The sequence below is a fragment of the Roseibium suaedae genome (assembly GCF_900142725.1).
GTDB lineage: Bacteria > Pseudomonadota > Alphaproteobacteria > Rhizobiales > Stappiaceae > Roseibium > Roseibium suaedae.
In genome coordinates this window covers 492,427-513,253 of sequence record NZ_FRBW01000004.1, presented here as the reverse complement: position 1 = coordinate 513,253, position 20,827 = coordinate 492,427, and the positions used below count along the sequence as shown (strand labels likewise).

Sequence of the window (20,827 nt, the reverse complement as noted above, 5' to 3'; positions counted from 1 at the left end):
CCCCTGGAATTTGGCATTTTTTCTGTAAAGTAAGAAACCGCTTAAAAGTTAAGAAAACTGCCAATTTACGTGACTGGAACCGTCAGCCAATTGCTGATATTGCAGGCACACTTGACTTGAAAATCAGCAAAACTTTTCTTCAACTGGTTCGCAGGACTGCTGACAGTGAATTCCTTCCTCAAAGGTGCAATTCCCGGAACATTTGTTCTTCTTTGGTCGACAGGTTTTATTGGCGCAAAAATGGGAGCCCCCTACGCCGATCCGATGGTGTTTCTGAGCTGGCGCTTTGCGCTGGTCCTGCCGCTGCTTCTCGCTGTCAGCCTGTTCACACGGCCGAAGTGGCCGACCAACCCGGTTCAGATCGCCCATTGCGTGGTGACGGGCTTCCTAATCCATGGCTGCTATCTGGGAGCCGTGTTCTGGGCGGTTGATCATGGCATGCCCGCTGGCGCCACAGCCATCGTGGTCGGTTTGCAGCCCGTCTTCAGCACCCTAGCTGCCGCGCTTCTGCTCGGCGAGAAAGTCGAGATCAAGCATTGGGCAGGACTTGTGATCGGCGGCGCGGGGCTGGGACTGGTGCTCGGCCCGAAACTCGGCCTTGCCGGCTCCGGCATTGACCCGGTCAACATCGCGGTGGTGTTCCTGGGGGTTCTGACCATCAGCGTCGGCACCGTCTATCAGAAGCGCTTCGTGCCCCAGACCGATCACCTTGCCGGAACGTTCTGGCAGTATATCGGCGCGCTTCTTGTGACTGTTCCCCTGTCGTTGACGGAAAGCTGGACCGTGGTCTGGTCCGGCGAGTTCATCTTCGCCCTCGCCTGGCTGGTCCTTGTGCTGTCCATCGGCGCAATCATGCTGCTGATGATCCTCATCCGACAGGGCGCCATCTCACAAGTCGCCTCGCTGTTCTATCTGGTGCCCGTTGCAACCTCCATCGAGAGCTATCTGCTCTTCGGTGAGCGCCTGTCACTGGTCCAGATCGGCGGCATGCTGCTGGTCATTTGCGCGGTCCTGCTGATCAGGCGGCCGACACGGCGGATCCAGCCCGCCTGAGCGGCGCCAGAAGCTCGCTTTCCGTCTTGCTCAACTGCTGACGCTAGTCTGCGCGCGCATACGTGCCCGCGCAGCTTTCAAGAGCCCGCGCTGCCGGATCAAGGCCGCATTCAGCTCGCCGCCCAGGATGAAAGCGAGCGAGCAAATATAGAGAAAAACCAGCGCGGACATGATGCCCGCGAGACCACCATAGGTGGAAACGTAATTGGCGAACCGCGCCAGATAGGCCCCGAAGACGGCACCGCAGATCATCCAGAGCACCATTGTCGCAAAGACGCCCGGCAGAAGGTCCAGAACCCTGCGCTCCCCCGCCGGAAGCAGCCAATGGGCGGCCATGAGCCCCATTCCGACCAGCAAACCGGCAAAAACAAGACGGACAAAATCAAAGGAACGGATCTGTTCTTCCAGCCCCGGAACCCAGGCAATGACCGTCTCGATCACCAGTGGCCCAAGCACCACGAGAAAGGTGAAGGCGATCATGACGACCGCGCCCAGGATCACAAGTCCGAGCGACTGGATGCGCAAGAGGACAAAGGACCGGGTTTCCCGCATCCGATAGGCCCGGTTCAACGCCGTGCGCAGGGCCTCGAGCCCGTTAGAGGCAAACCAGAGCGAGGCAATCACGCCGAAGGTCAGGAGATCTCCACGCGGCACGGTCAGCACCTGATGGATCTCGCGCACCACCGGCTCGGCAACAGACTGGGGCCAGGCATCAAAGATCAGATCGGACACGCTGTCCGCCGCTCCCTCCAGACCGAAGAAGCCCGCCAAGGCGGCAATGAAGATCAGGAGCGGAAAGACTGCCAGCAGTACGGACAGGGCCACATGGCTGGCCATGGCAAAGCCGTCATCCCGGCTGAAATGGCCGTAAATGTCTCGAATGATTGCAAAAGCGGACATCAGATAGGTCATGCGGGTCATGCATTGTAAGGTGTCCTGATGACCGGCCGAGGTCAAGCAGGGGTTGCACGAAGGCCTCAGCCGAAAGGTTGAGAATTCTCCGCTCGACAAATTATCTGCTGCAACGCAACATAGCTGCGGAAGAAACGCCTCTAAAGCAATAATCGAAAATGGAGACGTCTGCATGTCGACCGCCGCAGCTCCTGAGCCAACCAGTTCCACCCTGACGGACCAGACCGCCAGCGTTATCGCCCTTCTGGACAAGCTGCTGGATGCAGCGACCCGCGCCGTCCGGCACAAGGTGAGCGTGGATGGAAAGATCTCCTCTGAAGCCATGGAGCGGGAACAGCGTGCCTCGCACGGCCTTGCCTGGCTCGCGACCTATGTGGAAGCCCTGCGCCAGCTCGACGCCTATGCAATCCGGCTGATCACCGACAAGCGCTTCGGCAAGCTTGAGGAAATGATCGTCCGGATCGGCTTCTCCGAGTATCTGGCCCAGATCATTGGCGGCATCCCGATGAACCAGGGCGAATTCGTCCGCCTCCTCGATCTCGGTCTAAGCGATGACCAGATCCTGGCTGTGCAGACCCGTGATGTGCTCGATCTGATTGCCCAAGGCAACAGTCCGGAATTACGACTGGAACTGGTGGAATGCATCCGCCTGCAGGCTGGCCAGTCCACCTTCGGCGACTGCGGCCTGGAAGAGACATATGACCAGATCCGCAATGAAATGCGCCGGTTTGCGGAAGACAATGTCACGCCCTATGCCCACGAGTGGCATCTCAAGAACGACTATATCCCGATGGAAGTCATCGCCCAGATGGCGGAACTCGGCGTCTTCGGCCTGACGATCCCCGAGGAATATGGCGGATTGGGCCTGGGCAAGGAATCCATGTGCGTTGTCTCCGAGGAGCTGTCCCGCGCCTATATTGGCGTCGGCTCCCTCGGCACCCGTTCGGAAATCGCCGCAGAACTGATCCTGTGCGGTGGCACGGAAGAGCAAAAGCAGAAATGGCTGCCGATGATCGCCTCTGGCGAAATCCTGCCGACGGCTGTCTTCACGGAACCCAACACTGGGTCCGACCTTGCCTCGCTGAAGACCCGCGCTGTCCGGGACGGGGACACGTGGAAGGTCTATGGCAACAAGACCTGGATTACCCATCCGGTGCGTGCCGATGTGATGACCCTGCTGACCCGCACAAATCCGAACGAGCCGGGGTACAAGGGCCTGTCCATGTTCCTGGCCGAGAAGCCGCGCGGAACGGACGAGAACCCGTTCCCCGCAGAAGGCATGACCGGCGGCGAAATCGAAGTTCTCGGCTATCGTGGCATGAAGGAATACGAGATTGCCTTCGATGGTTTCGAGGTCAAGGCAGAGAACCTTCTGGGCGGTGAGGAAGGCCAGGGCTTCAAGCAACTGATGCAGACCTTCGAAGGGGCCCGCATCCAGACTGCTGCCCGGGCACTCGGGGTAGCCCAATGCGCCCTGGATCTGGGCCTGCGCTATGCCGAAGAACGGATCCAGTTTGGCAAACCCCTGATTGCCTTCCCGCGCGTCTCCGACAAGCTGGCCATGATGACCACGGAAGTGATGATCGCCCGCCAGCTGACCTATTATTCCGCCTGGCAGAAAGACTCCGGCCGCCGCTGCGACCTGGAAGCAGGCATGGCGAAATTGCTCGGCGCCCGCATTGCCTGGGCTGCCGCCGACAATGCCCTGCAAATTCACGGCGGCAACGGCTTCGCGCTGGAGTATCAGATCTCCCGCGTCCTGTGTGACGCCCGGATCCTGAACATCTTTGAAGGGGCAGGCGAAATCCAGGCTCAGGTCATCGCCCGGCGCATTCTGGAAACCCGCGGCCTCAACTGAGCTTGAAGAGACTAAAGTGGCCGGGATTGAATTTTCCGGCCACGGTCCCACCTGATGCTTATGGCAAGACCCTTCGACACACTCGACTTTGATGAAAGCAAGCTGGGCTCGGAAGAGACCCAATGGCAATCCTTGCGCGGCCGTCTCCTGAAGACGGCACGGCGGGCCGCCCGCCAGGTGCCGTTCATGGAAGATGTGATTGCGGCCTATTACTGCGCACTGGACCCCTCGACACCGCGCAAGGTGCGTCTCACCCTCCTGGCCGCCCTTGCCTATTTCGTCATGCCCATCGACGCGGTGCCGGATTTCCTCATCGGCATCGGCTTTGGCGATGATGCGACAGTTCTGCTCGGCGCCTTGAACATGCTGCGGGTTCACATCCGCGATGTTCACCGGGACGCCGCGAAGGAAAGCCTGCGGGACGATGTCCTTTATGAACCTTCGAACAAGACCAGCCTGTAATCAGGCCGCTGAAGTCTGGCGCCAGCAACCGGAACTGCGCCCGGCGACCAGCCAATAAACGAAACCTGCAACAAAACCGGCTGCCAGAACCACACCCGTTCCCGGCCGCATTCCATGATCCATCGGCGCGCCCAAGGACCAGAGCCCGAAGGCTATCAGCCCTGCGCCCCCCACGTGGTAGATCACACTCCGCACAGACAGAAGCTCGGCTGCCGCGATGGCGCAAAAGACCAGAGCCCCGGCAAATCCGCCGACAATGCTTGCCGTGACAAAACCGCTGCCGATCATGGCGGCAAAGCCGACTGGATCCATTGTCGGATCACCAGCCCGGAAATACCCCCAGGCCAGAAACAGCCCCGCTGTCAGAACGGCTGCGCAAAATCCGATGGAGACCTTGATCAATTGCCAGATAAGTTTGCTGCCATTCACGGTGAGCACATCCTTGCTGAAGTCCGGCACACCCTAACGGTTCCGAAAGCCGGAATGAAGGCAGGGCGTTGAAAAAGGTCTGGAACTGCAACCTCTTGCGCCGGCGGCAGCCGCGCCCCATATGACGAAAGCGCGGTTGCACCCCACGGGCATTCCCGGCATGAGGCGGGACCGGATGGCTTCAGATCAGCTTTTCCCGGCTGCGCGAACCGGCCCGGAACACCCATTCCAGACCATTAAGTATTGTTTCCTGTTGACTTTGAGCCGGATTCGCCGGATTTTTCCTGTGTTCCTTGGCTGAGCAGTCAGCGTGCCCTAGATGTTCACATCCGGGGTTCTTTGTGCATCCGGCACATGAGGAAACCAAACCGAGAGCACAACAACACAGGAGATAGCGACCATTCGCCGTCCATTCCGCGCTCCGCCTCCGACGAAGGAAGGCCCGCGCACAAACAATGAAATTCGCGTTCGCGAAGTCCAGTTGATCGATCACGAAGGGAACAACCGCGGGATCGTTCTGACCGATGAGGCCATGGATATCGCAGTAGAAGCCGGTCTTGACCTGGTCGAGATCCAGCCGAACGCTCAGCCGCCTGTTTGCAAGATTCTGGACTATGGCCGGTTCAAGTACCAGTCCCAGAAGAAGGCTGCCGAAGCGCGAAAGAAGCAGAAAACCGTCGAGATCAAAGAGATCAAGATGCGCCCGAACATCGACACCCATGACTATGAGGTGAAGATGAAGAGCATGCTTCGTTTCTTCAGCGAAGGCGACAAGGTCAAGGTCACTCTCCGTTTCCGCGGCCGTGAAATGGCGCACCAGGATCTGGGCATGAAGCTGCTCGATCAGGTTCGCGAAGAAACCGCCGAGATCGCCAAGGTTGAATCCTCGCCGCGTCTCGAAGGCCGTCAGATGGTGATGATCCTTGCGCCGCTGAAATAAGTGCGCTGCAGACAGCACCTCTCAGACATTGAAAAACCCCGCCAAATTGGCGGGGTTTTTGTTTTATGGATAGGCTTGAACCCGCGTTGAAGGTCAGCCGATTTCGGCCCAGGCTCCGGTCTTTTCAGAGGCAAAGAGCGCATCCAGGGTCTTCATGTTCTGGACGGCGTCTGCCGGACCGTAGGGCGGATCTATTTCGCCCAGGATCGAACGGGCAAACACGTCCGCCAACTCCGCATACTGGTCAGAGGGCGGAAGCTGCTCGGTCACAGAGGCTACATCGGCAAACTTTGTTCCGTCATCCAGCCGCAGCACCATGCCCTCATTGCCCGGCGCATTGTAGGGAATGAGGATTTCCAGGCGCTTCTTGGTTCCAACCAGCTGAATGCGCTGATAGGGCGCAAGCTGGGTCGCAACTGTAAAATCAAGCCGGCGGCCATCGCCGAAATCGATCAGGGCACTGGCCACCCGGTCCGTGCCGAATTCCGGATCCCGGTCAATAAGCGAGATCGCGCGCTTCGGTTCTGCTTCGAAGAAATAGCGGCCGGCCACGATCGGATAGCAGCCGATATCCATCAATCCGCCGCCGCCAATTTCCGCCATGTTGCGAATGTTTGCCGGATCAGCATTAAAATAGCTGAAGAAGGATTGCACCACCTTGAGCTCGCCAAGAGCGCCGGAGCGAACAATCTCCCGCGCCCGGATCCATTGGGGATGCGCCCGGACCATGAACCCTTCCGCGACCAGCTTGTCTTTCGGCAGGTTCATCAGCTGGCGCGCTTCCCCGGCATTGAGCGCGATCGGCTTCTCGCAAAGCACATGCTTGCCAGCCGCAACGGCCTGGAGGGTCAGAGGCACATGCAGATGGTTCGGCAACGGATTGTAGATGGCATCAATATCCGGATCGGCCAGAAGCTCCTCATAGGACCCATAGGCCTTGTCGATGCCCAGCGCCGATGCGGTTTCCTTTGCCCGCACGAGATCGCGCGATGCAATGGCAGCGGCGGCCCCGTATTTGGAGCGCTGAATGCCCGGAATGACCTTTTCGCGGCCAATTTTCGCAGTCGAAAGAATGCCCCAGCGGATCGGCTTGCCGGCATCGCTCATGATGTACGCCCCTCATTCGAGATTGTTGGAATACAATCCTTAGCCTGTGACAGGCGGAGAGAGCAACTCCGGCGCACCTTCGGAAGGAAGCGCGCCGGAGCAATCCGGATATGGATCAGAACTTCTCGGGAACGTAGAGCTCGTCCGGCAGAACCTTGCGTTCATAATCCGGGTTGAAGACGCGATCCGGCAGATGGATCGGATCGTGCGGCACGTCCTCATAAGGCATGATCGACAGCAGATGGCTGATGCAGTTCAACCGCGCCTGCTTCTTGTCGTTGCCTTCCACGATAAACCAGGGCGATTCCGGGATGTTGGTCTTCTCCAGCATCTCTTCCTTGGCCTTGGTGTAATCCTCCCAGCGCACGCGGGATTCCAAGTCCATAGGGCTGAGCTTCCACTGCTTGAGCGGATCATGAATGCGCATCAGAAAGCGGAGCTGCTGTTCCTGGTCAGTGATCGAGAACCAGTATTTCACCAGCTTGATGCCCGAACGCACCAGCATGCGCTCGAATTCCGGAACGTCGTTGAAGAACTGGTCTACCTGCTCATCCGACGCAAAGCCCATGACCCGCTCGACACCCGCGCGATTGTACCAGGAGCGGTCAAACAGAACCATTTCGCCAGCAGCCGGCAGATGCGGCACATAGCGCTGGAAGTACCATTGGGTCTTTTCACGCTCGGTCGGTGCCGGCAAGGCAACAACACGGGCGACACGCGGGTTGAGACGCTGGGCGATACGCTTGATCACGCCGCCCTTGCCGGCTGCGTCGCGGCCCTCAAAGATCACGACCAGCTTCTGCCCGGTGTGCTGAACCCAGTCCTGAAGCTTCACGAGTTCGGCCTGAAGACGCAGCAGCTCATGGAAATAGGTCTTGCGGTCAATGTCGGACGAATGCTTCAGATCCGTGATGAACTTGAGCTCGCGCGCGACCAGAAGATCATCGATCTCCATCTCCAGCTCTTCATCCAGACTGTCTGCCCATTCCGCTTCCACCCAGCTGCGGGCGCTTGTCTCATCCATGGTTCCGTCTCCAGCCATTTCCTCTCCTCTGTGAACTCCCGGACTGTTACCGTTTTTTGACAGTCCTGCTGAAGATAGGAACTCGTGCACCCATGCGCACAGGTCCCTGCGTTTTTATGATTGAAAATGAATGATCGTTCATTTATTTTTCTTCCCGGAGGACAGCATGGATCAATCCGGCAAGGGGCAGGCAGGCACTCTGGGAGGAGCAGCCGGCAAGCCAGCAGCACCTGAAGACACGCGCAATAGCACCAAGGGCGGGCAGACCGCGGCCCGGGTGCGCAAGGCTGCGCTGCGCCTCTTTGCCCGGCAGGGCTATGCTGCCGTTTCCATGCGCCAGATCGCTGCGGAAGTCGGCGTTCAGCCCGGCGCCCTCTACAATCATTTCGCCACCAAGCAGGACATCCTCAAGGCGCTGATGCTCGAGCACATGCGCGATCTGCTGGAGGCTTGGGGGGACCGCCGGGCCAAAGCGCCCAAAGACGCCGATCCGTTGGAGGTCTTCGTCTCCTTTCACATCTGCTACCACCTGAGCCGGTCGGAAGAAGTGTTCATCTCCTACATGGAGCTGCGCAATCTGGAGCCCGAGAATTTCGCCGAAGTCGAACGTCAGCGACAAGCCTATGAGGCGATCCTGACGGGCATTCTGGAAGACGGCAGGAAGATGGGCCGCTACCACATCGCGGAGCCGCGTGTCGCGACCCGCGCCATCATCGCCATGCTGACAGGCATCCCGGCCTGGTATCGGGAAAGCGGGTCCTTGACCGTCGGCCGCATCGAAAAAATCTATCTGGACATGGTGCGTGGCAGCCTTGGCGCCGCGCCAGACCTCACCGCAGGGGAGAGCGGCTGACATGACACTTCTGAAATCAAACCTTTCAGCGCGCAGCGAAGGCTTCGCTGCCAACAAAAGCGCCCATGAGGCGGCGATGTCGCAGGTGCGCGACGCGGCCCAGAAGGCCTTTGACGGCGGCGGCGAAACCGCCCGCGAGCGCCACACGTCCCGCGGCAAGATTCTGCCCCGCGAACGGGTTTCCCGGCTGCTCGATCCCGGCTCGCCCTTCCTGGAAGTCGGCACCCTTGCCGCCCATGGGCTTTACGGCGATGCCGCTCCGTCTGCGGGCATCATCACCGGCATCGGCCGTGTCGAGGGCCAGGAAGTCATGGTCATCGCCAATGATGCCACGGTGAAGGGCGGAACCTATTATCCGATGACCGTGAAGAAGCATCTGCGCGCCCAGGAAATCGCCGCGGAAAACAACCTTCCCTGCGTCTATCTGGTGGATTCGGGCGGCGCAAACCTGCCGAACCAGGATGAAGTTTTCCCGGACCGGGATCACTTCGGCCGCATCTTCTTCAATCAGGCCAACATGTCGGCCAAGGGCATCGCCCAGATCGCCGTTGTCATGGGCTCCTGCACGGCGGGCGGTGCTTACGTTCCGGCCATGTCGGACGAGACGATTATCGTGCGCAATCAGGGCACCATCTTCCTGGCTGGCCCCCCGCTGGTGAAGGCAGCGACCGGCGAAGAAGTCTCGGCGGAAGATCTGGGCGGCGGCGATGTGCATACGCGCCTTTCCGGCGTTGCCGATCATCTGGCCCGGGACGACGCCCATGCGCTGGCCCTTGCCCGCCGGTCTGTTGCCAGCCTCAACCGCACCAAGCTTACCCAGGTCGCGCTGCAGACCCCGGAAGATCCGCTTTATGACCCGGACGAAATCCTCGGCGTCGTTCCAGCGGATCTGCGCACCCCCTATGACATCCGCGAAGTGATCGCCCGTGTCGTCGATGGTTCGCGGTTTGACGAGTTCAAGGCCCGCTATGGCACCACCCTCGTCTGCGGCTTTGCCCATATCCACGGCATGCCTGTCGGCATCATTGCCAACAACGGCGTGCTCTTCTCCGAAAGCGCCGTGAAGGGCGCCCATTTCGTCGAGCTCTGCTCTCAGCGCAAGGTGCCTCTGGTGTTCCTGCAGAACATCACCGGCTTCATGGTCGGGCGCAAATATGAAAGCGGCGGCATCGCCAAGGATGGGGCAAAGCTGGTTACGGCTGTCGCCACCACCTCCGTGCCGAAGATCACGATGCTGGTCGGCGGCTCCTTCGGGGCGGGCAACTACGGCATGTGCGGCCGGGCCTTCAACCCGCGCTTCCTCTGGACCTGGCCGAACTCCCGCATTTCGGTCATGGGCGGCGAACAGGCAGCCGGAGTTCTGGCCACCGTCCGACGCGACGGCATCGAGCGCAAGGGCGGCAGCTGGTCAGCCGAGGAGGAAAAGGCCTTCAAGCAGCCGGTGATCGACCAGTTCGAGGAACAAGGCCACCCGCTTTATGCCTCCGCCCGCCTCTGGGACGACGGCATCGTGGATCCACGCAAGACCCGTGACATTCTGGGCCTGTCCCTTTCCGCCGCGCTCAACGCCCCCATCGACGACACACGCTTCGGCCTGTTCCGGATGTGATGCCATGGACAAGATCGAGATCATTCAGGGCGATATCACCAAGTTGCCGGTAGATGCCATCGTCAACGCGGCAAACTCATCCCTCTTGGGAGGCGGCGGGGTCGATGGCGCGATCCATCGCGCGGCCGGCCCCGAACTTGTATTCGAATGCCGCCTTCTTGGAGGATGCAAGACCGGGCAAGCCAAGATCACCAAGGGCTACAAGCTTGCTGCCCGCCATATCATTCATACCGTTGGTCCGGTTTGGCGCGGGGGCACATCTGGCGAGCCTGAGCAATTGGCATCCTGCTACGAAAACTCACTCAGAATTGGCGCGAAGAACGGCTGTAAAACGCTGGCTTTTCCTGCAATTTCAACCGGCATCTACGGCTACCCTGCGAGCGAAGCCGCAGCCGTAGCCATAACCACGATCGAGCAGACACTCGCAGAACTACCTGAGTTCGAAAAGATATTCCTTGTCGCCTTTGACAGTGAAGCCAAGGTCAATCTCGAAACCGCTTTGAGGAGAGCTATGTCCTGATGTTCAAGAAAATCCTCATTGCCAATCGCGGCGAAATTGCCTGCCGGGTGATCAAGACAGCCAGACGGCTCGGCATCCGCACGGTTGCGGTCTATTCGGACGCGGATGCTTCGGCCATGCATGTGGCATTGGCCGACGAGGCATACTGGATCGGCCCCGCGCCCGTGGCGGACAGCTATCTGCGCGTCGATGCCATCATCGACGCCTGCAAGAAGAGCGGCGCAGAAGCGGTTCATCCGGGCTATGGCTTCCTGTCGGAAAATCCCGGTTTCGTTGATGCGCTGGATGCTGCCGGCATTGCCTTCATTGGCCCGAGCGCAAGCTCCATTCGGGCCATGGGCCTGAAGGACGCCGCCAAGGCCTTGATGGTGGAGGCAGGCGTGCCGGTGGTGCCGGGCTATCACGGCGAGTCCCAGGACCCGGCATTCCTGAAGGCGCAGGCAGACGGGATCGGCTATCCGGTCCTGATCAAGGCCCGTGCAGGTGGTGGCGGCAAAGGCATGCGCCGGGTCGACGATCCGAAAGACTTCCTCTCTGCGCTTGAAGGCGCCCAGCGCGAGGGGCAGGCAAGTTTCGGCGACCCCCGCGTCCTGATCGAGAAATACCTGACCAAGCCGCGCCATATCGAGATCCAGGTTTTCGGCGACAGCCACGGCAACGCGGTGCATCTGTTCGAGCGCGACTGCTCGCTTCAGCGGCGGCACCAGAAGGTGATCGAGGAAGCCCCGGCCCCCGGCATGCCGGAAGAGATGCGCCGGGCCATGGGCGAGGCTGCCGTCAAGGCCGCCAAGGCCATCAACTATTCCGGCGCAGGCACCATCGAATTCATCGCCGATGTGTCCGAAGGCCTGAAGGCTGACCGGTTCTATTTCATGGAAATGAACACCCGGTTGCAGGTCGAACATCCGGTGACCGAGCTGATCACCGGCGAGGATCTGGTGGAATGGCAGCTGCGGGTCGCTTCTGGGGAAGCGTTGCCCAAGCGTCAGAACGAGCTGACTTTCTCCGGCTGGGCTTTCGAGGCCCGGCTTTATGCAGAAGATGCCCCCAAGGGCTTCCTGCCTGCCATTGGCACGCTCACCCATCTGCATCTGCCGGACACGCTCGCCCGCATCGACAGTGGCGTTCGCAGCGGCGATGCCATCACGCCCTATTATGATCCGATGATCGCCAAGATCATTGTTCATGGCCCGACGCGGGAAGCGGCCCTGGGCAAACTGCTGGCGACACTGGAAGACACCCAGGTCGCGGGCTGCGTGACCAATGCCGGCTTTCTTGCCAGCCTCTGCCGCCATGAAGGATTTGCAAGGGGTGATGTCGACACGGGTCTGATCGACCGGGACCTTCAAAGCCTCATCAGCGAGCCGGAAACGCCTGAAGATGCCGTCGCCCTTGCAGCCCTTGCAGCCCTTGGGCTGACACGGGAAGCCACAGGCTCCGACCCCTGGGACAAGCTCAAGGGCTGGCGCATGTGGAGCGCCTCCCGCCAGTTCGCTCTGCTGGAAATTGCAGGCGAACGCCGGGATGTGGAAGTGCATGCCCTTGGCGGCAGGTCCTTCTCCGTTCTGTCGAAGGACAATGCCCGGACCTATGAGATCATCTCGGTCTCGGGCTCGGCGATCACCTTCGAGCGCGAGGGGGGACGCCAGACCGCCGCTCTGGCACAAGAGGCCGGATCCGTGACTGTTTTCCTCAGAGGCCACGCCTACCGGATCGGGCTCGCGGATCATCTTGCAGACGACGAGGAAGCCGGAAACTCCGGAGACCAGATCATTGCGCCTATGCCGGGTCTGGTGAAGGTGCTCAGCGCCAAGCCGGGCGACACGGTCACCGCCGGACAGGCCCTTGTGGTTCTGGAAGCCATGAAGATGGAGCACACGCTGAAAGCGCCCAGGGATGGCGTGGTCGCAAGCATTCTGGCGGCAGAAGGCGAACAGGTGCAGGATGGAGCCATTCTTTTGGCTCTGGAGGAGGACACATCGAATGCTGCCTGAGGCGTCCAGTTACGACGAGCTGATCAGCCGCTTCAGCTGGGACATTCCGGACACCTTCAACATCGGCGCCGCCATCTGCGATGAGTGGGCCGCGAAGGAGCCGGACAGGGAGGCGCTGGTTTTCGTTCAGGAGGATGGCGAAACCCGGTCCTACAGCTATGGCGACCTGAAACGTCTATCGAACAAGCTCGCCTGCCTGTTCGCCACGGAACATGTTCAGCCCGGCGACCGGGTCGCGGTGCTCCTGCCCCAGATGCCGGAGACGGCGATTGCCCATATCGCCGCCCTGAAACTTGGGGCGATCACCATTCCCCTCTTCACCCTCTTCGGTGAGGAGGCCCTGAGCTACCGCCTGGGCAATTCAAGTGCGAAAATCGTCGTGACAGATGAGGCCGGCGCAAGGAGAATCGCCGCCATCCGCCACGAACTCCCGGACCTCCAGACCGTCTTCTGCACGGATGGAGATCTCTTCGGCGCCCGCGATCTTGAAACGGCCATGGCGGATCAGTCGGAACGCTTCGCGCCGCTTGCCACCCGGCCGGAAGATCCGGCCATCATCATCTACACCTCCGGCACCACCGGCCAGCCCAAGGGCGCCCTTCACGGGCACCGGGTGCTGCTCGGCCATCTGCCCGGTGTGGAGATGAGCCACGACTTTCTGGGCCAGCCCGGTGACCGGATCTGGACCCCTGCCGACTGGGCCTGGATCGGCGGACTGCTGGATGTGCTCATGCCCGCGCTGTTTCTCGGCGTTCCGGTGGTTGCATGCCGGTTCAAGAAGTTCACGCCGGAAGCTGCCTTCGCCTTGATCGAGGCGCAAAATGTCCGGAACGCGTTCCTGCCGCCGACGGCCCTCAAGCTGATGCGCCAGGTCGAAGCACCCGAATCCCGGTGGAATCTCAACATGCGCTCCATCGCCTCCGGCGGCGAGACGCTTGGAACCGAGTTGATCGCCTGGGGACGGAAGACTTTCGGCCTGACCATCAACGAGTTCTACGGCCAGACCGAATGCAACATGATCGTCTCGAGTTGCTCTGCCATCATGGAAGCCCGGCCGGGCATTATGGGCCGCCCGGCGGTTGGCCACAGGGTCGATGTGGTCGATGCCAACGGCAACACCGTTGCCGATCATGAACTGGGCAACATCGCCGTCAAAAGCCCTGATCCGGTGATGTTCCTCGGTTACTGGAACAATCCGGAGGCAACGGCCGCCAAGTTCGCAGGTGGCTGGATGCTGACAGGCGACACGGGCGAGCGGGACGAACAGGGCTGGATCCGCTTCGTGGGCCGGGATGATGACGTGATCACCTCGTCTGGCTACCGTATCGGTCCTGGAGAGATCGAAGACTGCCTGATCCGGCATCCATCCGTCGCACTGGCAGGCGTCGTCGGCAAACCCGACGCCCAGCGCACGGAAATCGTAAAGGCCTATATCGTCCTGAAACAGGGCATTGAGGCGACTGATGAGCTGGCAAAGGAAATCGCTGATTTCGTCAAGATCCGCCTCGCTGCCCATGAATATCCGCGGGAAGTCGCCTTCGTGGACGCGCTGCCCATGACCACGACGGGCAAGGTAATCCGCCGCGAATTGCGCGCCCGCGCTGCTGATGAATAAGGAAACAGGATGAGCGACTTCGTCACCATCTTCGAAATGGGCCCGCGCGACGGGCTGCAGAATGAAAAGACCTTCGTGCCGACCGCCGATAAGATCCGGCTCGTGGACATGCTGACCGAATGCGGCTTCCGCAAGATCGAGGTCACCAGCTTCGTCAGTCCCAAATGGGTACCCCAGATGGCCGATGCCACCGAGGTGATGGAAGGCATCTACCGCCATCCTGCCGTCAGCTATTCCGCCCTGACCCCGAATGCCACCGGCTATGCCGCTGCCAAGCGCGTTTCCGCCGACGAGATCGCCGTCTTCGGTTCGGCCTCGGAGGGATTCTCGAAGAAGAATATCAATTGCTCGGTCGCGGAAAGCATCGAGCGGTTCAAGCCGGTGATCGAGAAGGCCCATAAGGACCATATCCCCGTGCGCGGTTATATCTCCTGCGTGACCGACTGTCCCTATGACGGCCCGACCCCTCCGGAAGCCGTCGCCAAGGTCGCCAGGATCCTTTTCGATCTCGGCTGCTACGAGATTTCGCTGGGCGACACGATCGGCGCGGGCACGCCCGAGACCATCGGCCGGATGCTGGATGCCGTCCTGGCAGAGGTACCTGCACGGCATGTGGCGGGTCACTATCACGACACCAAGGGCCTTGCCCTTTCCAACATCGAGGTCAGCCTCGACAAGGGTCTGCGCACCTTTGATGCGGCCATCGGTGGTCTGGGCGGCTGTCCCTATGCGCCAGGTGCCAAGGGCAATGTGGCAACGGAAGCGGTCGCAAGGCTTCTCGAACAGAAGGGCTTCGAGACAGGACTCGACATGGAAAAGCTTGCGGAAGTAGCGCGCTTCGCGCTTTCGCTGCGGAGTGTCGAGGCATGAGTTACGAGACGATTTCCATCGCAGCCGATGAGCGCGGCGTTGCGACCCTGACCCTCAACCGCCCGGACAAGCACAATTCTCTTTCCGCCCGGATGATCGACGAACTGACCGAGGCAGCATCGCAGCTCGGCAACGACCCTTCCGTGCGCGTGGTGATCCTCACCGGCGCAGGGGCGAGTTTCTGTGCCGGTGGCGATCTCGGCTGGATGCGCGAGCAATTCGACGCTGACCGCGACACCCGCATGCGCGAAGCCCGGAAGCTCGCTCACATGCTTCAGGCCCTCAACGAATTGCCCAAGCCCCTGATCGGCCGGGTGCAGGGCCAGGCCTTCGGTGGCGGCATTGGCATGATGAGCGTTTGTGACACGGTCATTGCCGTGGAGACAGCCAAGTTCGGGCTGACGGAAACCCGCCTTGGCCTGATCCCCGCCACCATCAGCCCCTATGTCTTGGCCCGCATGGGTGAAGGCAAGGCGCGGAGGGTTTTCATGTCCGCAAGGCTGTTTGGTGCAGCCGAAGCCAAGGATCTGGATCTGGTGGCGAAGGTCGTTACGGAGGCGGATCTGGATGCGGCAGTCGAGGCGGAAGTGAAGCCCTATCTTTCAGCGGCTCCTGCCGCCGTTGCAGCCTCAAAAGCTCTGGCCCGCACCCTCGGGCCATCCATTGCTGAAAGCGTCATCGAAAATACGATCCGCAGGCTCGCCGACACCTGGGAAACCCCGGAAGCCAGGGAAGGCATTCAGGCCTTCTTCGACAAGCGCAAGCCGAACTGGGTCTGAACAGGACTCTCAGCTCCGGTGCTGTCTGTTCCGGCGTTCGTGGAACAGGCGCACCGTGTTTGCGATGCGGGCAACATCGAGTTGTTCCGCGTTCGAACTTTCAGAGCTACCATAAAGCCGCTCGCGGGTGCGGCGGATCTTGTCCCGCTGCCGGTCACTGAGGTTCTGCGGCAGCTCCACCCCAGCCCGATCGAGCCCAATCAGGACCCTTTGAAGATCCGGGATCATTTCGGATGAAAACGCGAATTGCGTGCCGCCCCTGGTGACGAAATTCAGCGTCGTGGTCTCATTGGCATTGGCCAGCATTTCGATACGGCGGCGGTCATGCACGAACATGGACGACAGAACCGCGCCAATCCCCTTCCGGGTCCGCACTTCGCGCAAGCGCACGGCCCCCAGATCCTCATAGCGGATGCGGATCTTCATCCCGAGCTGTGTCATCTCGAAACCATTGCCGAAGAAGCGCACCCAGGATGTCTCCTGCCGGATCGAAGCCATGAAGACAAAGAAGCTCAGGCAGGCAGGCAGGAGCAGAAGCAGCATCGCCGCAGCGCCACTGCCGCCATAGGCGGCGCCCAGAAACCCCATGCAGAACAACGGCACGCCAATGAGAAACCCGATCAGATCCAGAAGCGTCGTCGGCACCGGCTGACCGGCTCTCAGCGCACCTGCGGGCACTTTCGGACGGGGCATGGCGGCATAAACGCCCACAGCCGCTGCCAGACACAGAAGTGCGCTGATGGGAGACAGAAAGGTGAAACCGCCCGTGATCCCGAGGACGAAAAGGGCCAGGGGAACCATTCTGCGAAGCAGTTCCAGTCTCGCTGTCTTGCCCATATGTCCTCCGGGTTCAACTCAACCCGTATGATTCGATTGATTTGCGGATTTTGAAGCCACCACAACCAGCCGGTCAAGATGTCCTGCCTTGCAGCCTGAACCATTGCTCATGCAGAGGGACTCAACCAGGGACTGCGTGCTCCGGGATCATGGAAGCCTATCACGCCCCTGTGGCATCCGGTATCAGTGTGGAAGACACCTCGAAGGAAAGATCCATCGCATGCCAATCAGAAACTACCGCTTGTTAAAGGGAAAGGCTTCTGATCTGACACTGGATGATGACGACATTCCCCATGTGGAAATCCGCGTCGAGGCCGGCTGGACCAGCTATCGCATCGCCGTCAATATCCGCTCCCAGCAACCGCCCCATGATCTGCTGTATGCCGTCTGCCAGAATTTCCAGCACCCCATGCTGTCCGACCTTCTCCAGCTTCCGGAAGGAATGACCGATATCACTGGTGAGCGTCCCGATCTGGCGCTGGACTATGTCCGCGGCGGCTTTCTGACCCGGGCCGACATGCGGGTTGCCCCCTTCCAGCGCTCTGGTCCGGCAAATGATCTGCGCGACGTTCTGGAACCTCTCGCCCGGCGGGCCATCGACGAGGACCATCACCTCACCTTCTATGCCTTCGGTGAGAGTTGGGGGCCAGAGCGGGGCAAGCCGGATCTCTATTTCGGCTTTTCACCCGGAAACGGGCTGCACAACATCCACATGAACCAGGGATCGTCAGACAAGCACGAGAAGGACAACGCGCCCAATCAGGACGGCGGGCTGCTGATCCATTCACAGCAAACCGGCACATGGACCGGCATCTTCCTCGCGTTCCAGTCCCAAAGCTGGGAAACCGATCCGGAAACAGGAAACCCGGCGCATATGCACCGGGCCTCCCGCAATGACACTGAAAATCAGTTGCTCAAGGAATGAGCCAGCCGCTCAGTGCGCCATCATTTCTTCTGCAATTTCCGCTCCCTTGAGCGACGACGGATAATAGGTCGGCCAGTTGGTCACTTCTTCAAGCAAGGCTGCCCGGTCGTCTCCCCAATAAAGGTGGTAGTGATCCGCGGCTTCCGGGGCGATCTTGTGGTCACTGAACTGGATGAATTTTGGCGCTGCCTCGTCTCCGCCCGTCTTTTCAAAGACATAACGAACACCGCGGTTTCCAGCCTTGTAGGTCAGGATCTCATAGCCGTCTGAAACATAATCGCCCTTGAGAACCTCGCCTCCCTTGTAGAAGCTCACAGAACCATCCTTGATCACGATACGGTCCACGTCGGTCTTGTAGCCGATCTCGTAATACTGGCGGTATTCCTCGGCCGTCTTGCTGCCATGCCCGGCCTTGTGAGCCATGACCGGGTCCAGCACGCCTTCCAGCAGATAGGGATAGACCGACTGCCAGTCGTTTTCCCAATCGGAGAGCGGGCGCTCCTGGATCTGGCTGTCTTCGAAATAACCCTTGTAGACCTTGTCCGACCCATGATCGTGAGCCTTACCCTGCTCATGGGAATGGCTATGCGCATGGTCCTGATCCTTGGCCTTGCTGTCCTGCGCAAGTACCTGCGCGCCGCACAGCAGCATGGAAGTGAGTGCGAATGCGCCAATTTGTCTGGAGATCGCCAAAGGCATGTCTGAAACCTCGACTGGTTGCCGGTGGATGAAAACAAGTTACGTTATTACATAACAATCCTTCACCTAACCCATCCCTCTCCGCCATGCAACAGGGCAAACCAAGATTTCGAGGATGAGATGTCAGCCACCGGAAAACAAAAAAGCCGCCGGGAAACCGGCGGCTCAGACTGCTGACAAAGACCCAATTGCCCTTGGCTGCGTCAAAACGCGTAGAGTTGGGTGTCATCCCTGCGAAGGCAGGGATCCAGTAACCACCTGAGATAACTATCTTTTTCAAGACCCACCCTGCGGGATACTGGATCCCGGTCTTGGTGCAGGGCACCAAACCGGGATGACCAGCAAACTTGACGGCTTTGTCATCAACCTCGGAAGACAGTCTCTTTTTACGAAGGTCTTGAGAGCAAGGCTCAAGGATCGGGATCCGGCCTCCCGGTCAGAATGCCGGGTCGTAGTTGAAATAGATCGGATTGGAGAGTGCGATCATGTTCTGGCTGAGGGCCATGGAATTCGGCACTTCCGGATAGGTGGCCTGCGGGCCTTCGATCTCCACCCGGTAATAACTCCGCCCCTCCGGAGACGGTGTATCGGTAAACCGGACCGTGCGGGTTACGGGATCTGTTTGCAGGGTCAGGAAATCCTGCCGGTTCTTCACCACTTTGACCCGGTAGACCGCGCCCTCGATGCCACCACCTGCGAGACGGACCTCGAAGGTGACGGGCGCCCCTGTTGGCTTGGCATTGTCGCCCATCATCATGTCCATCTGGCCGTCGCCATCCAGATCCGCATAAAGCTCGACACGCGGATTGTACGGGTTGGCGCTGACGCTTGCTCGCCCCTCGACAAGCGCCTGAAGCACCGCTTCCTTGGTCCGCTCCCGGGCAAAGATCCAGGTCGTCGGCGTGCCGACATAGTTGGCGGTCGCCTCCGGCGTGTTCGGCTTTGTCAGTTCCGGCCTGTCCGGCACACCATGATGCGCATCGCTGCCCCCACGCGCACCGAGCATCCGGCCAGACAGAAGCATGTCGTCCCAGATGCGTACGCCCGTGATATTCTTAGGCCAGGAAGAGCCATTCCAGATCTCGACCGAATCGGCCAGATCGAACGAATAGCCGTAGTGGTTCTTGGTGCTGGGATGATTCGCCGAAACGTGAATGCCCAGTTCCTGCTTCAAGGCCAGAAGGTTCCAGTCCCTTGCATCGCGCGCATCGAACACCCGCTGATGGTCATAGGGCTCGGCCGACAGGATATTGATATGGCCACGGGCTGCAGTCAGTTCCCCGCCATAGAAGAGAAGCAGCTTCTCGGATGTGTATTCCGGATCGGCCCAGGTGTGATTCGCCACATCGCCCTGCACATGGACGTCGTGATCCGTGATCACCAGGTAATCAAAGCCGTGACGCTCCGCAAAACCAATGATCTTTCCAACCGGATTGTTGGTCGAATCGGTGCTGTGGCGGGAATGCAGGTGCCAATCGCCCTTGAGCCAGACCCCTTGATCAAAACCGGCAAGCGGACCAAGGCTCTGCGGAATTCTAGGCGCATAGTCAGGTCGTGTTGCTGCGTCCGGCTTGGTCATTCTCTCACTCCCACGTTCCATTTCCCTCGCCCGAAGCCATTGGAATATCTTTCATCCGGCTCAGTTTCAGGCGGCGTCCTCTAACCCGTTTCCGATAGCATCCTCAGCCGCTCTTGGGAATGTGAGCCGCCACTTTGCAACCGTTCCCGGGCGATGAACGGCACCTGAACACCGGGTTCAGGCAAGGTTCCGGAGCCCGTTGCTAGTTTCATCCTGTCTTCAACACAGCGTCCCCGCTGACCCAGACAGGAGAATTGAAATGACCCGCAAGGCACTCATCGGAACCGTTGCCGCTCTCGTTATCGGCATTGCATCTGCTCCCGCCATGGCAGGCGGCATCCGCATCGAACAGTTCGGCTACGGCCACTCGGCAGGCGGCAACCAGGTCGGCTTCAACAACCTGATCGGCATGTACCAGTCCGGCCACAAGAACAACGCCATCAGCCACCAGTTCGGCGGCAACAACACCGCAGCGACCGGTCAGGAAGGCTCCCATCACGCGTCTTCCACCTGGCAGAACGGCTACGGCAATGCGGCCGGCGTTGGCCAGTTCGGCACCAGCCACACCTCGATCCTGACCCAGGACGGCAACGGCAACATCGCCGCCGGTGTCCAGGTCGGCAGCGGCTGCAGCGCCAATGTCTCCCAGAACGGCAGCGGCAATGTCGCAGCCTTCGTCCAGACCTGCCCGTGAGCCTGAACCGGGATCAATCGTGAAGCAGGCGGCACACGCTGCCGCCGCCTCGCCCGCTCAACGCGCCT

General features: G+C 60.2%; 20 protein-coding genes. 13 read left to right on the top strand and 7 right to left on the bottom strand.

The window, feature by feature from the left end:
* The first annotated feature begins 165 nt into the window (after positions 1-165).
* A complete protein-coding gene (locus tag BUA94_RS18785; protein WP_073014834.1) occupies positions 166-1,053 on the top strand; it encodes a DMT family transporter in 888 nt (295 codons plus the stop codon).
* Positions 1,054-1,083: 30 nt separating this feature from the next.
* Here BUA94_RS18785 and BUA94_RS18780 read toward each other — a convergent pair whose 3' ends face one another.
* On the bottom strand, positions 1,084-1,974 hold the full coding sequence (locus tag BUA94_RS18780; protein ID WP_073014833.1) for a YihY/virulence factor BrkB family protein: 891 nt from the start codon (positions 1,972-1,974) through the stop codon (positions 1,084-1,086).
* Positions 1,975-2,137: 163 nt separating this feature from the next.
* On the opposite strand from BUA94_RS18780, the gene BUA94_RS18775 reads away from it, so the two are divergent.
* On the top strand, positions 2,138-3,823 hold the full coding sequence (locus BUA94_RS18775; RefSeq protein WP_073014832.1) for an acyl-CoA dehydrogenase family protein: 1,686 nt from the start codon (positions 2,138-2,140) through the stop codon (positions 3,821-3,823).
* 60 nt (positions 3,824-3,883) lie between these two features.
* Positions 3,884-4,285 carry a YkvA family protein gene (locus BUA94_RS18770; protein ID WP_073014831.1) on the top strand — a complete coding sequence of 134 codons (402 nt, stop codon included), beginning with the start codon at positions 3,884-3,886 and terminating at the stop codon, positions 4,283-4,285.
* On the opposite strand, the gene BUA94_RS18765 is transcribed toward BUA94_RS18770, so the two are convergent.
* Positions 4,286-4,744, bottom strand: a complete 459-nt coding sequence (locus BUA94_RS18765) for a hypothetical protein (RefSeq protein ID WP_208980151.1) — start codon at positions 4,742-4,744, stop codon at positions 4,286-4,288.
* Between the two features lie 370 nt (positions 4,745-5,114).
* On the opposite strand from BUA94_RS18765, the gene infC reads away from it, so the two are divergent.
* Positions 5,115-5,654: a translation initiation factor IF-3 gene (infC, locus tag BUA94_RS18760; RefSeq protein WP_073014830.1), complete on the top strand. Its 540-nt coding sequence runs from the start codon at positions 5,115-5,117 to the stop codon at positions 5,652-5,654.
* A 93-nt stretch (positions 5,655-5,747) separates the two neighbouring features.
* Here infC and BUA94_RS18755 read toward each other — a convergent pair whose 3' ends face one another.
* The gene (locus tag BUA94_RS18755) at positions 5,748-6,761 is read right to left on the bottom strand and encodes a Gfo/Idh/MocA family protein (protein WP_073014829.1); all 1,014 of its coding nucleotides are present in this window, start codon (positions 6,759-6,761) and stop codon (positions 5,748-5,750) included.
* A 115-nt stretch (positions 6,762-6,876) separates the two neighbouring features.
* Positions 6,877-7,803 carry a polyphosphate kinase 2 gene (gene ppk2, locus BUA94_RS18750; RefSeq protein WP_408011966.1) on the bottom strand — a complete coding sequence of 309 codons (927 nt, stop codon included), beginning with the start codon at positions 7,801-7,803 and terminating at the stop codon, positions 6,877-6,879.
* 148 nt (positions 7,804-7,951) lie between these two features.
* Here ppk2 and BUA94_RS18745 point away from each other — a divergent pair, with 148 nt between their 5' ends.
* Genes BUA94_RS18745 through BUA94_RS18715 form a run of 7 tightly spaced genes read left to right on the top strand, consistent with a single transcriptional unit; the run spans position 7,952 to position 16,025 of the window.
* Positions 7,952-8,638: a TetR/AcrR family transcriptional regulator gene (locus BUA94_RS18745; RefSeq protein ID WP_084082128.1), complete on the top strand. Its 687-nt coding sequence runs from the start codon at positions 7,952-7,954 to the stop codon at positions 8,636-8,638.
* Position 8,639: 1 nt separating this feature from the next.
* Positions 8,640-10,247, top strand: coding sequence for a carboxyl transferase domain-containing protein (locus tag BUA94_RS18740; protein WP_073014828.1), 1,608 nt, complete (start codon positions 8,640-8,642; stop codon positions 10,245-10,247).
* Between the two features lie 4 nt (positions 10,248-10,251).
* Positions 10,252-10,767, top strand: coding sequence for an O-acetyl-ADP-ribose deacetylase (locus BUA94_RS18735; protein ID WP_073014827.1), 516 nt, complete (start codon positions 10,252-10,254; stop codon positions 10,765-10,767).
* Positions 10,767-12,761 carry an acetyl-CoA carboxylase biotin carboxylase subunit gene (locus BUA94_RS18730; RefSeq protein WP_073014826.1) on the top strand — a complete coding sequence of 665 codons (1,995 nt, stop codon included), beginning with the start codon at positions 10,767-10,769 and terminating at the stop codon, positions 12,759-12,761. Before BUA94_RS18735 ends, BUA94_RS18730 begins: the two co-directional genes overlap by 1 nt.
* Positions 12,751-14,376, top strand: coding sequence for an acyl-CoA synthetase (locus BUA94_RS18725; protein ID WP_073014825.1), 1,626 nt, complete (start codon positions 12,751-12,753; stop codon positions 14,374-14,376). The genes BUA94_RS18730 and BUA94_RS18725 overlap by 11 nt, the downstream gene beginning before the upstream one ends.
* Positions 14,377-14,385: 9 nt before the next feature.
* The gene (locus BUA94_RS18720; protein WP_073014824.1) at positions 14,386-15,246 is read left to right on the top strand and encodes a hydroxymethylglutaryl-CoA lyase; all 861 of its coding nucleotides are present in this window, start codon (positions 14,386-14,388) and stop codon (positions 15,244-15,246) included.
* Entirely contained in the window at positions 15,243-16,025 is a 783-nt protein-coding gene (locus BUA94_RS18715; RefSeq protein ID WP_073014823.1) for a crotonase/enoyl-CoA hydratase family protein, read from the top strand. The genes BUA94_RS18720 and BUA94_RS18715 overlap by 4 nt, the downstream gene beginning before the upstream one ends.
* Positions 16,026-16,034: 9 nt before the next feature.
* Here the strand turns inward: BUA94_RS18715 and BUA94_RS18710 are convergent, their stop codons facing one another.
* A complete protein-coding gene (locus BUA94_RS18710; protein ID WP_084082119.1) occupies positions 16,035-16,862 on the bottom strand; it encodes a hypothetical protein in 828 nt (275 codons plus the stop codon).
* A 220-nt stretch (positions 16,863-17,082) separates the two neighbouring features.
* Here BUA94_RS18710 and BUA94_RS18705 point away from each other — a divergent pair, with 220 nt between their 5' ends.
* Positions 17,083-17,787 carry a YukJ family protein gene (locus BUA94_RS18705; RefSeq protein WP_073014822.1) on the top strand — a complete coding sequence of 235 codons (705 nt, stop codon included), beginning with the start codon at positions 17,083-17,085 and terminating at the stop codon, positions 17,785-17,787.
* A 9-nt stretch (positions 17,788-17,796) separates the two neighbouring features.
* On the opposite strand, the gene BUA94_RS18700 is transcribed toward BUA94_RS18705, so the two are convergent.
* Positions 17,797-18,486 (bottom strand): ZinT family metal-binding protein, encoded by a 690-nt coding sequence (locus tag BUA94_RS18700; protein ID WP_073014821.1) that lies wholly within the window; start codon positions 18,484-18,486, stop codon positions 17,797-17,799.
* Between the two features lie 436 nt (positions 18,487-18,922).
* Complete coding sequence (locus BUA94_RS18695; protein WP_073014820.1) at positions 18,923-20,065, bottom strand: CehA/McbA family metallohydrolase; 1,143 nt, start codon at positions 20,063-20,065, stop codon at positions 18,923-18,925.
* A 259-nt stretch (positions 20,066-20,324) separates the two neighbouring features.
* On the opposite strand from BUA94_RS18695, the gene BUA94_RS18690 reads away from it, so the two are divergent.
* Positions 20,325-20,759 (top strand): curlin, encoded by a 435-nt coding sequence (locus tag BUA94_RS18690; protein ID WP_073014819.1) that lies wholly within the window; start codon positions 20,325-20,327, stop codon positions 20,757-20,759.
* Positions 20,760-20,827 lie beyond the last annotated feature (68 nt).

Excerpts from the sequence above, each read along its gene's own strand:
- BUA94_RS18715 (WP_073014823.1), top strand. The coding sequence starts at position 15,243 with ATGAGTTACGAGACGATTTCCATCGCAGCCGATGAGCGCGGCGTTGCG.
- BUA94_RS18695 (WP_073014820.1), bottom strand. The coding sequence starts at position 20,065 with ATGACCAAGCCGGACGCAGCAACACGACCTGACTATGCGCCTAGAATT.
- BUA94_RS18780 (WP_073014833.1), bottom strand. The coding sequence starts at position 1,974 with ATGACCCGCATGACCTATCTGATGTCCGCTTTTGCAATCATTCGAGAC.
- BUA94_RS18710 (WP_084082119.1), bottom strand. The coding sequence starts at position 16,862 with ATGGGCAAGACAGCGAGACTGGAACTGCTTCGCAGAATGGTTCCCCTG.
- BUA94_RS18690 (WP_073014819.1), top strand. The coding sequence starts at position 20,325 with ATGACCCGCAAGGCACTCATCGGAACCGTTGCCGCTCTCGTTATCGGC.
- BUA94_RS18735 (WP_073014827.1), top strand. The coding sequence starts at position 10,252 with ATGGACAAGATCGAGATCATTCAGGGCGATATCACCAAGTTGCCGGTA.
- BUA94_RS18705 (WP_073014822.1), top strand. The coding sequence starts at position 17,083 with ATGCCAATCAGAAACTACCGCTTGTTAAAGGGAAAGGCTTCTGATCTG.
- BUA94_RS18730 (WP_073014826.1), top strand. The coding sequence starts at position 10,767 with ATGTTCAAGAAAATCCTCATTGCCAATCGCGGCGAAATTGCCTGCCGG.
- BUA94_RS18725 (WP_073014825.1), top strand. The coding sequence starts at position 12,751 with ATGCTGCCTGAGGCGTCCAGTTACGACGAGCTGATCAGCCGCTTCAGC.
- BUA94_RS18745 (WP_084082128.1), top strand. The coding sequence starts at position 7,952 with ATGGATCAATCCGGCAAGGGGCAGGCAGGCACTCTGGGAGGAGCAGCC.
- BUA94_RS18775 (WP_073014832.1), top strand. The coding sequence starts at position 2,138 with ATGTCGACCGCCGCAGCTCCTGAGCCAACCAGTTCCACCCTGACGGAC.
- ppk2 (WP_408011966.1), bottom strand. The coding sequence starts at position 7,803 with ATGGCTGGAGACGGAACCATGGATGAGACAAGCGCCCGCAGCTGGGTG.
- BUA94_RS18700 (WP_073014821.1), bottom strand. The coding sequence starts at position 18,486 with ATGCCTTTGGCGATCTCCAGACAAATTGGCGCATTCGCACTCACTTCC.
- BUA94_RS18755 (WP_073014829.1), bottom strand. The coding sequence starts at position 6,761 with ATGAGCGATGCCGGCAAGCCGATCCGCTGGGGCATTCTTTCGACTGCG.
- BUA94_RS18770 (WP_073014831.1), top strand. The coding sequence starts at position 3,884 with ATGGCAAGACCCTTCGACACACTCGACTTTGATGAAAGCAAGCTGGGC.
- BUA94_RS18720 (WP_073014824.1), top strand. The coding sequence starts at position 14,386 with ATGAGCGACTTCGTCACCATCTTCGAAATGGGCCCGCGCGACGGGCTG.
- BUA94_RS18740 (WP_073014828.1), top strand. The coding sequence starts at position 8,640 with ATGACACTTCTGAAATCAAACCTTTCAGCGCGCAGCGAAGGCTTCGCT.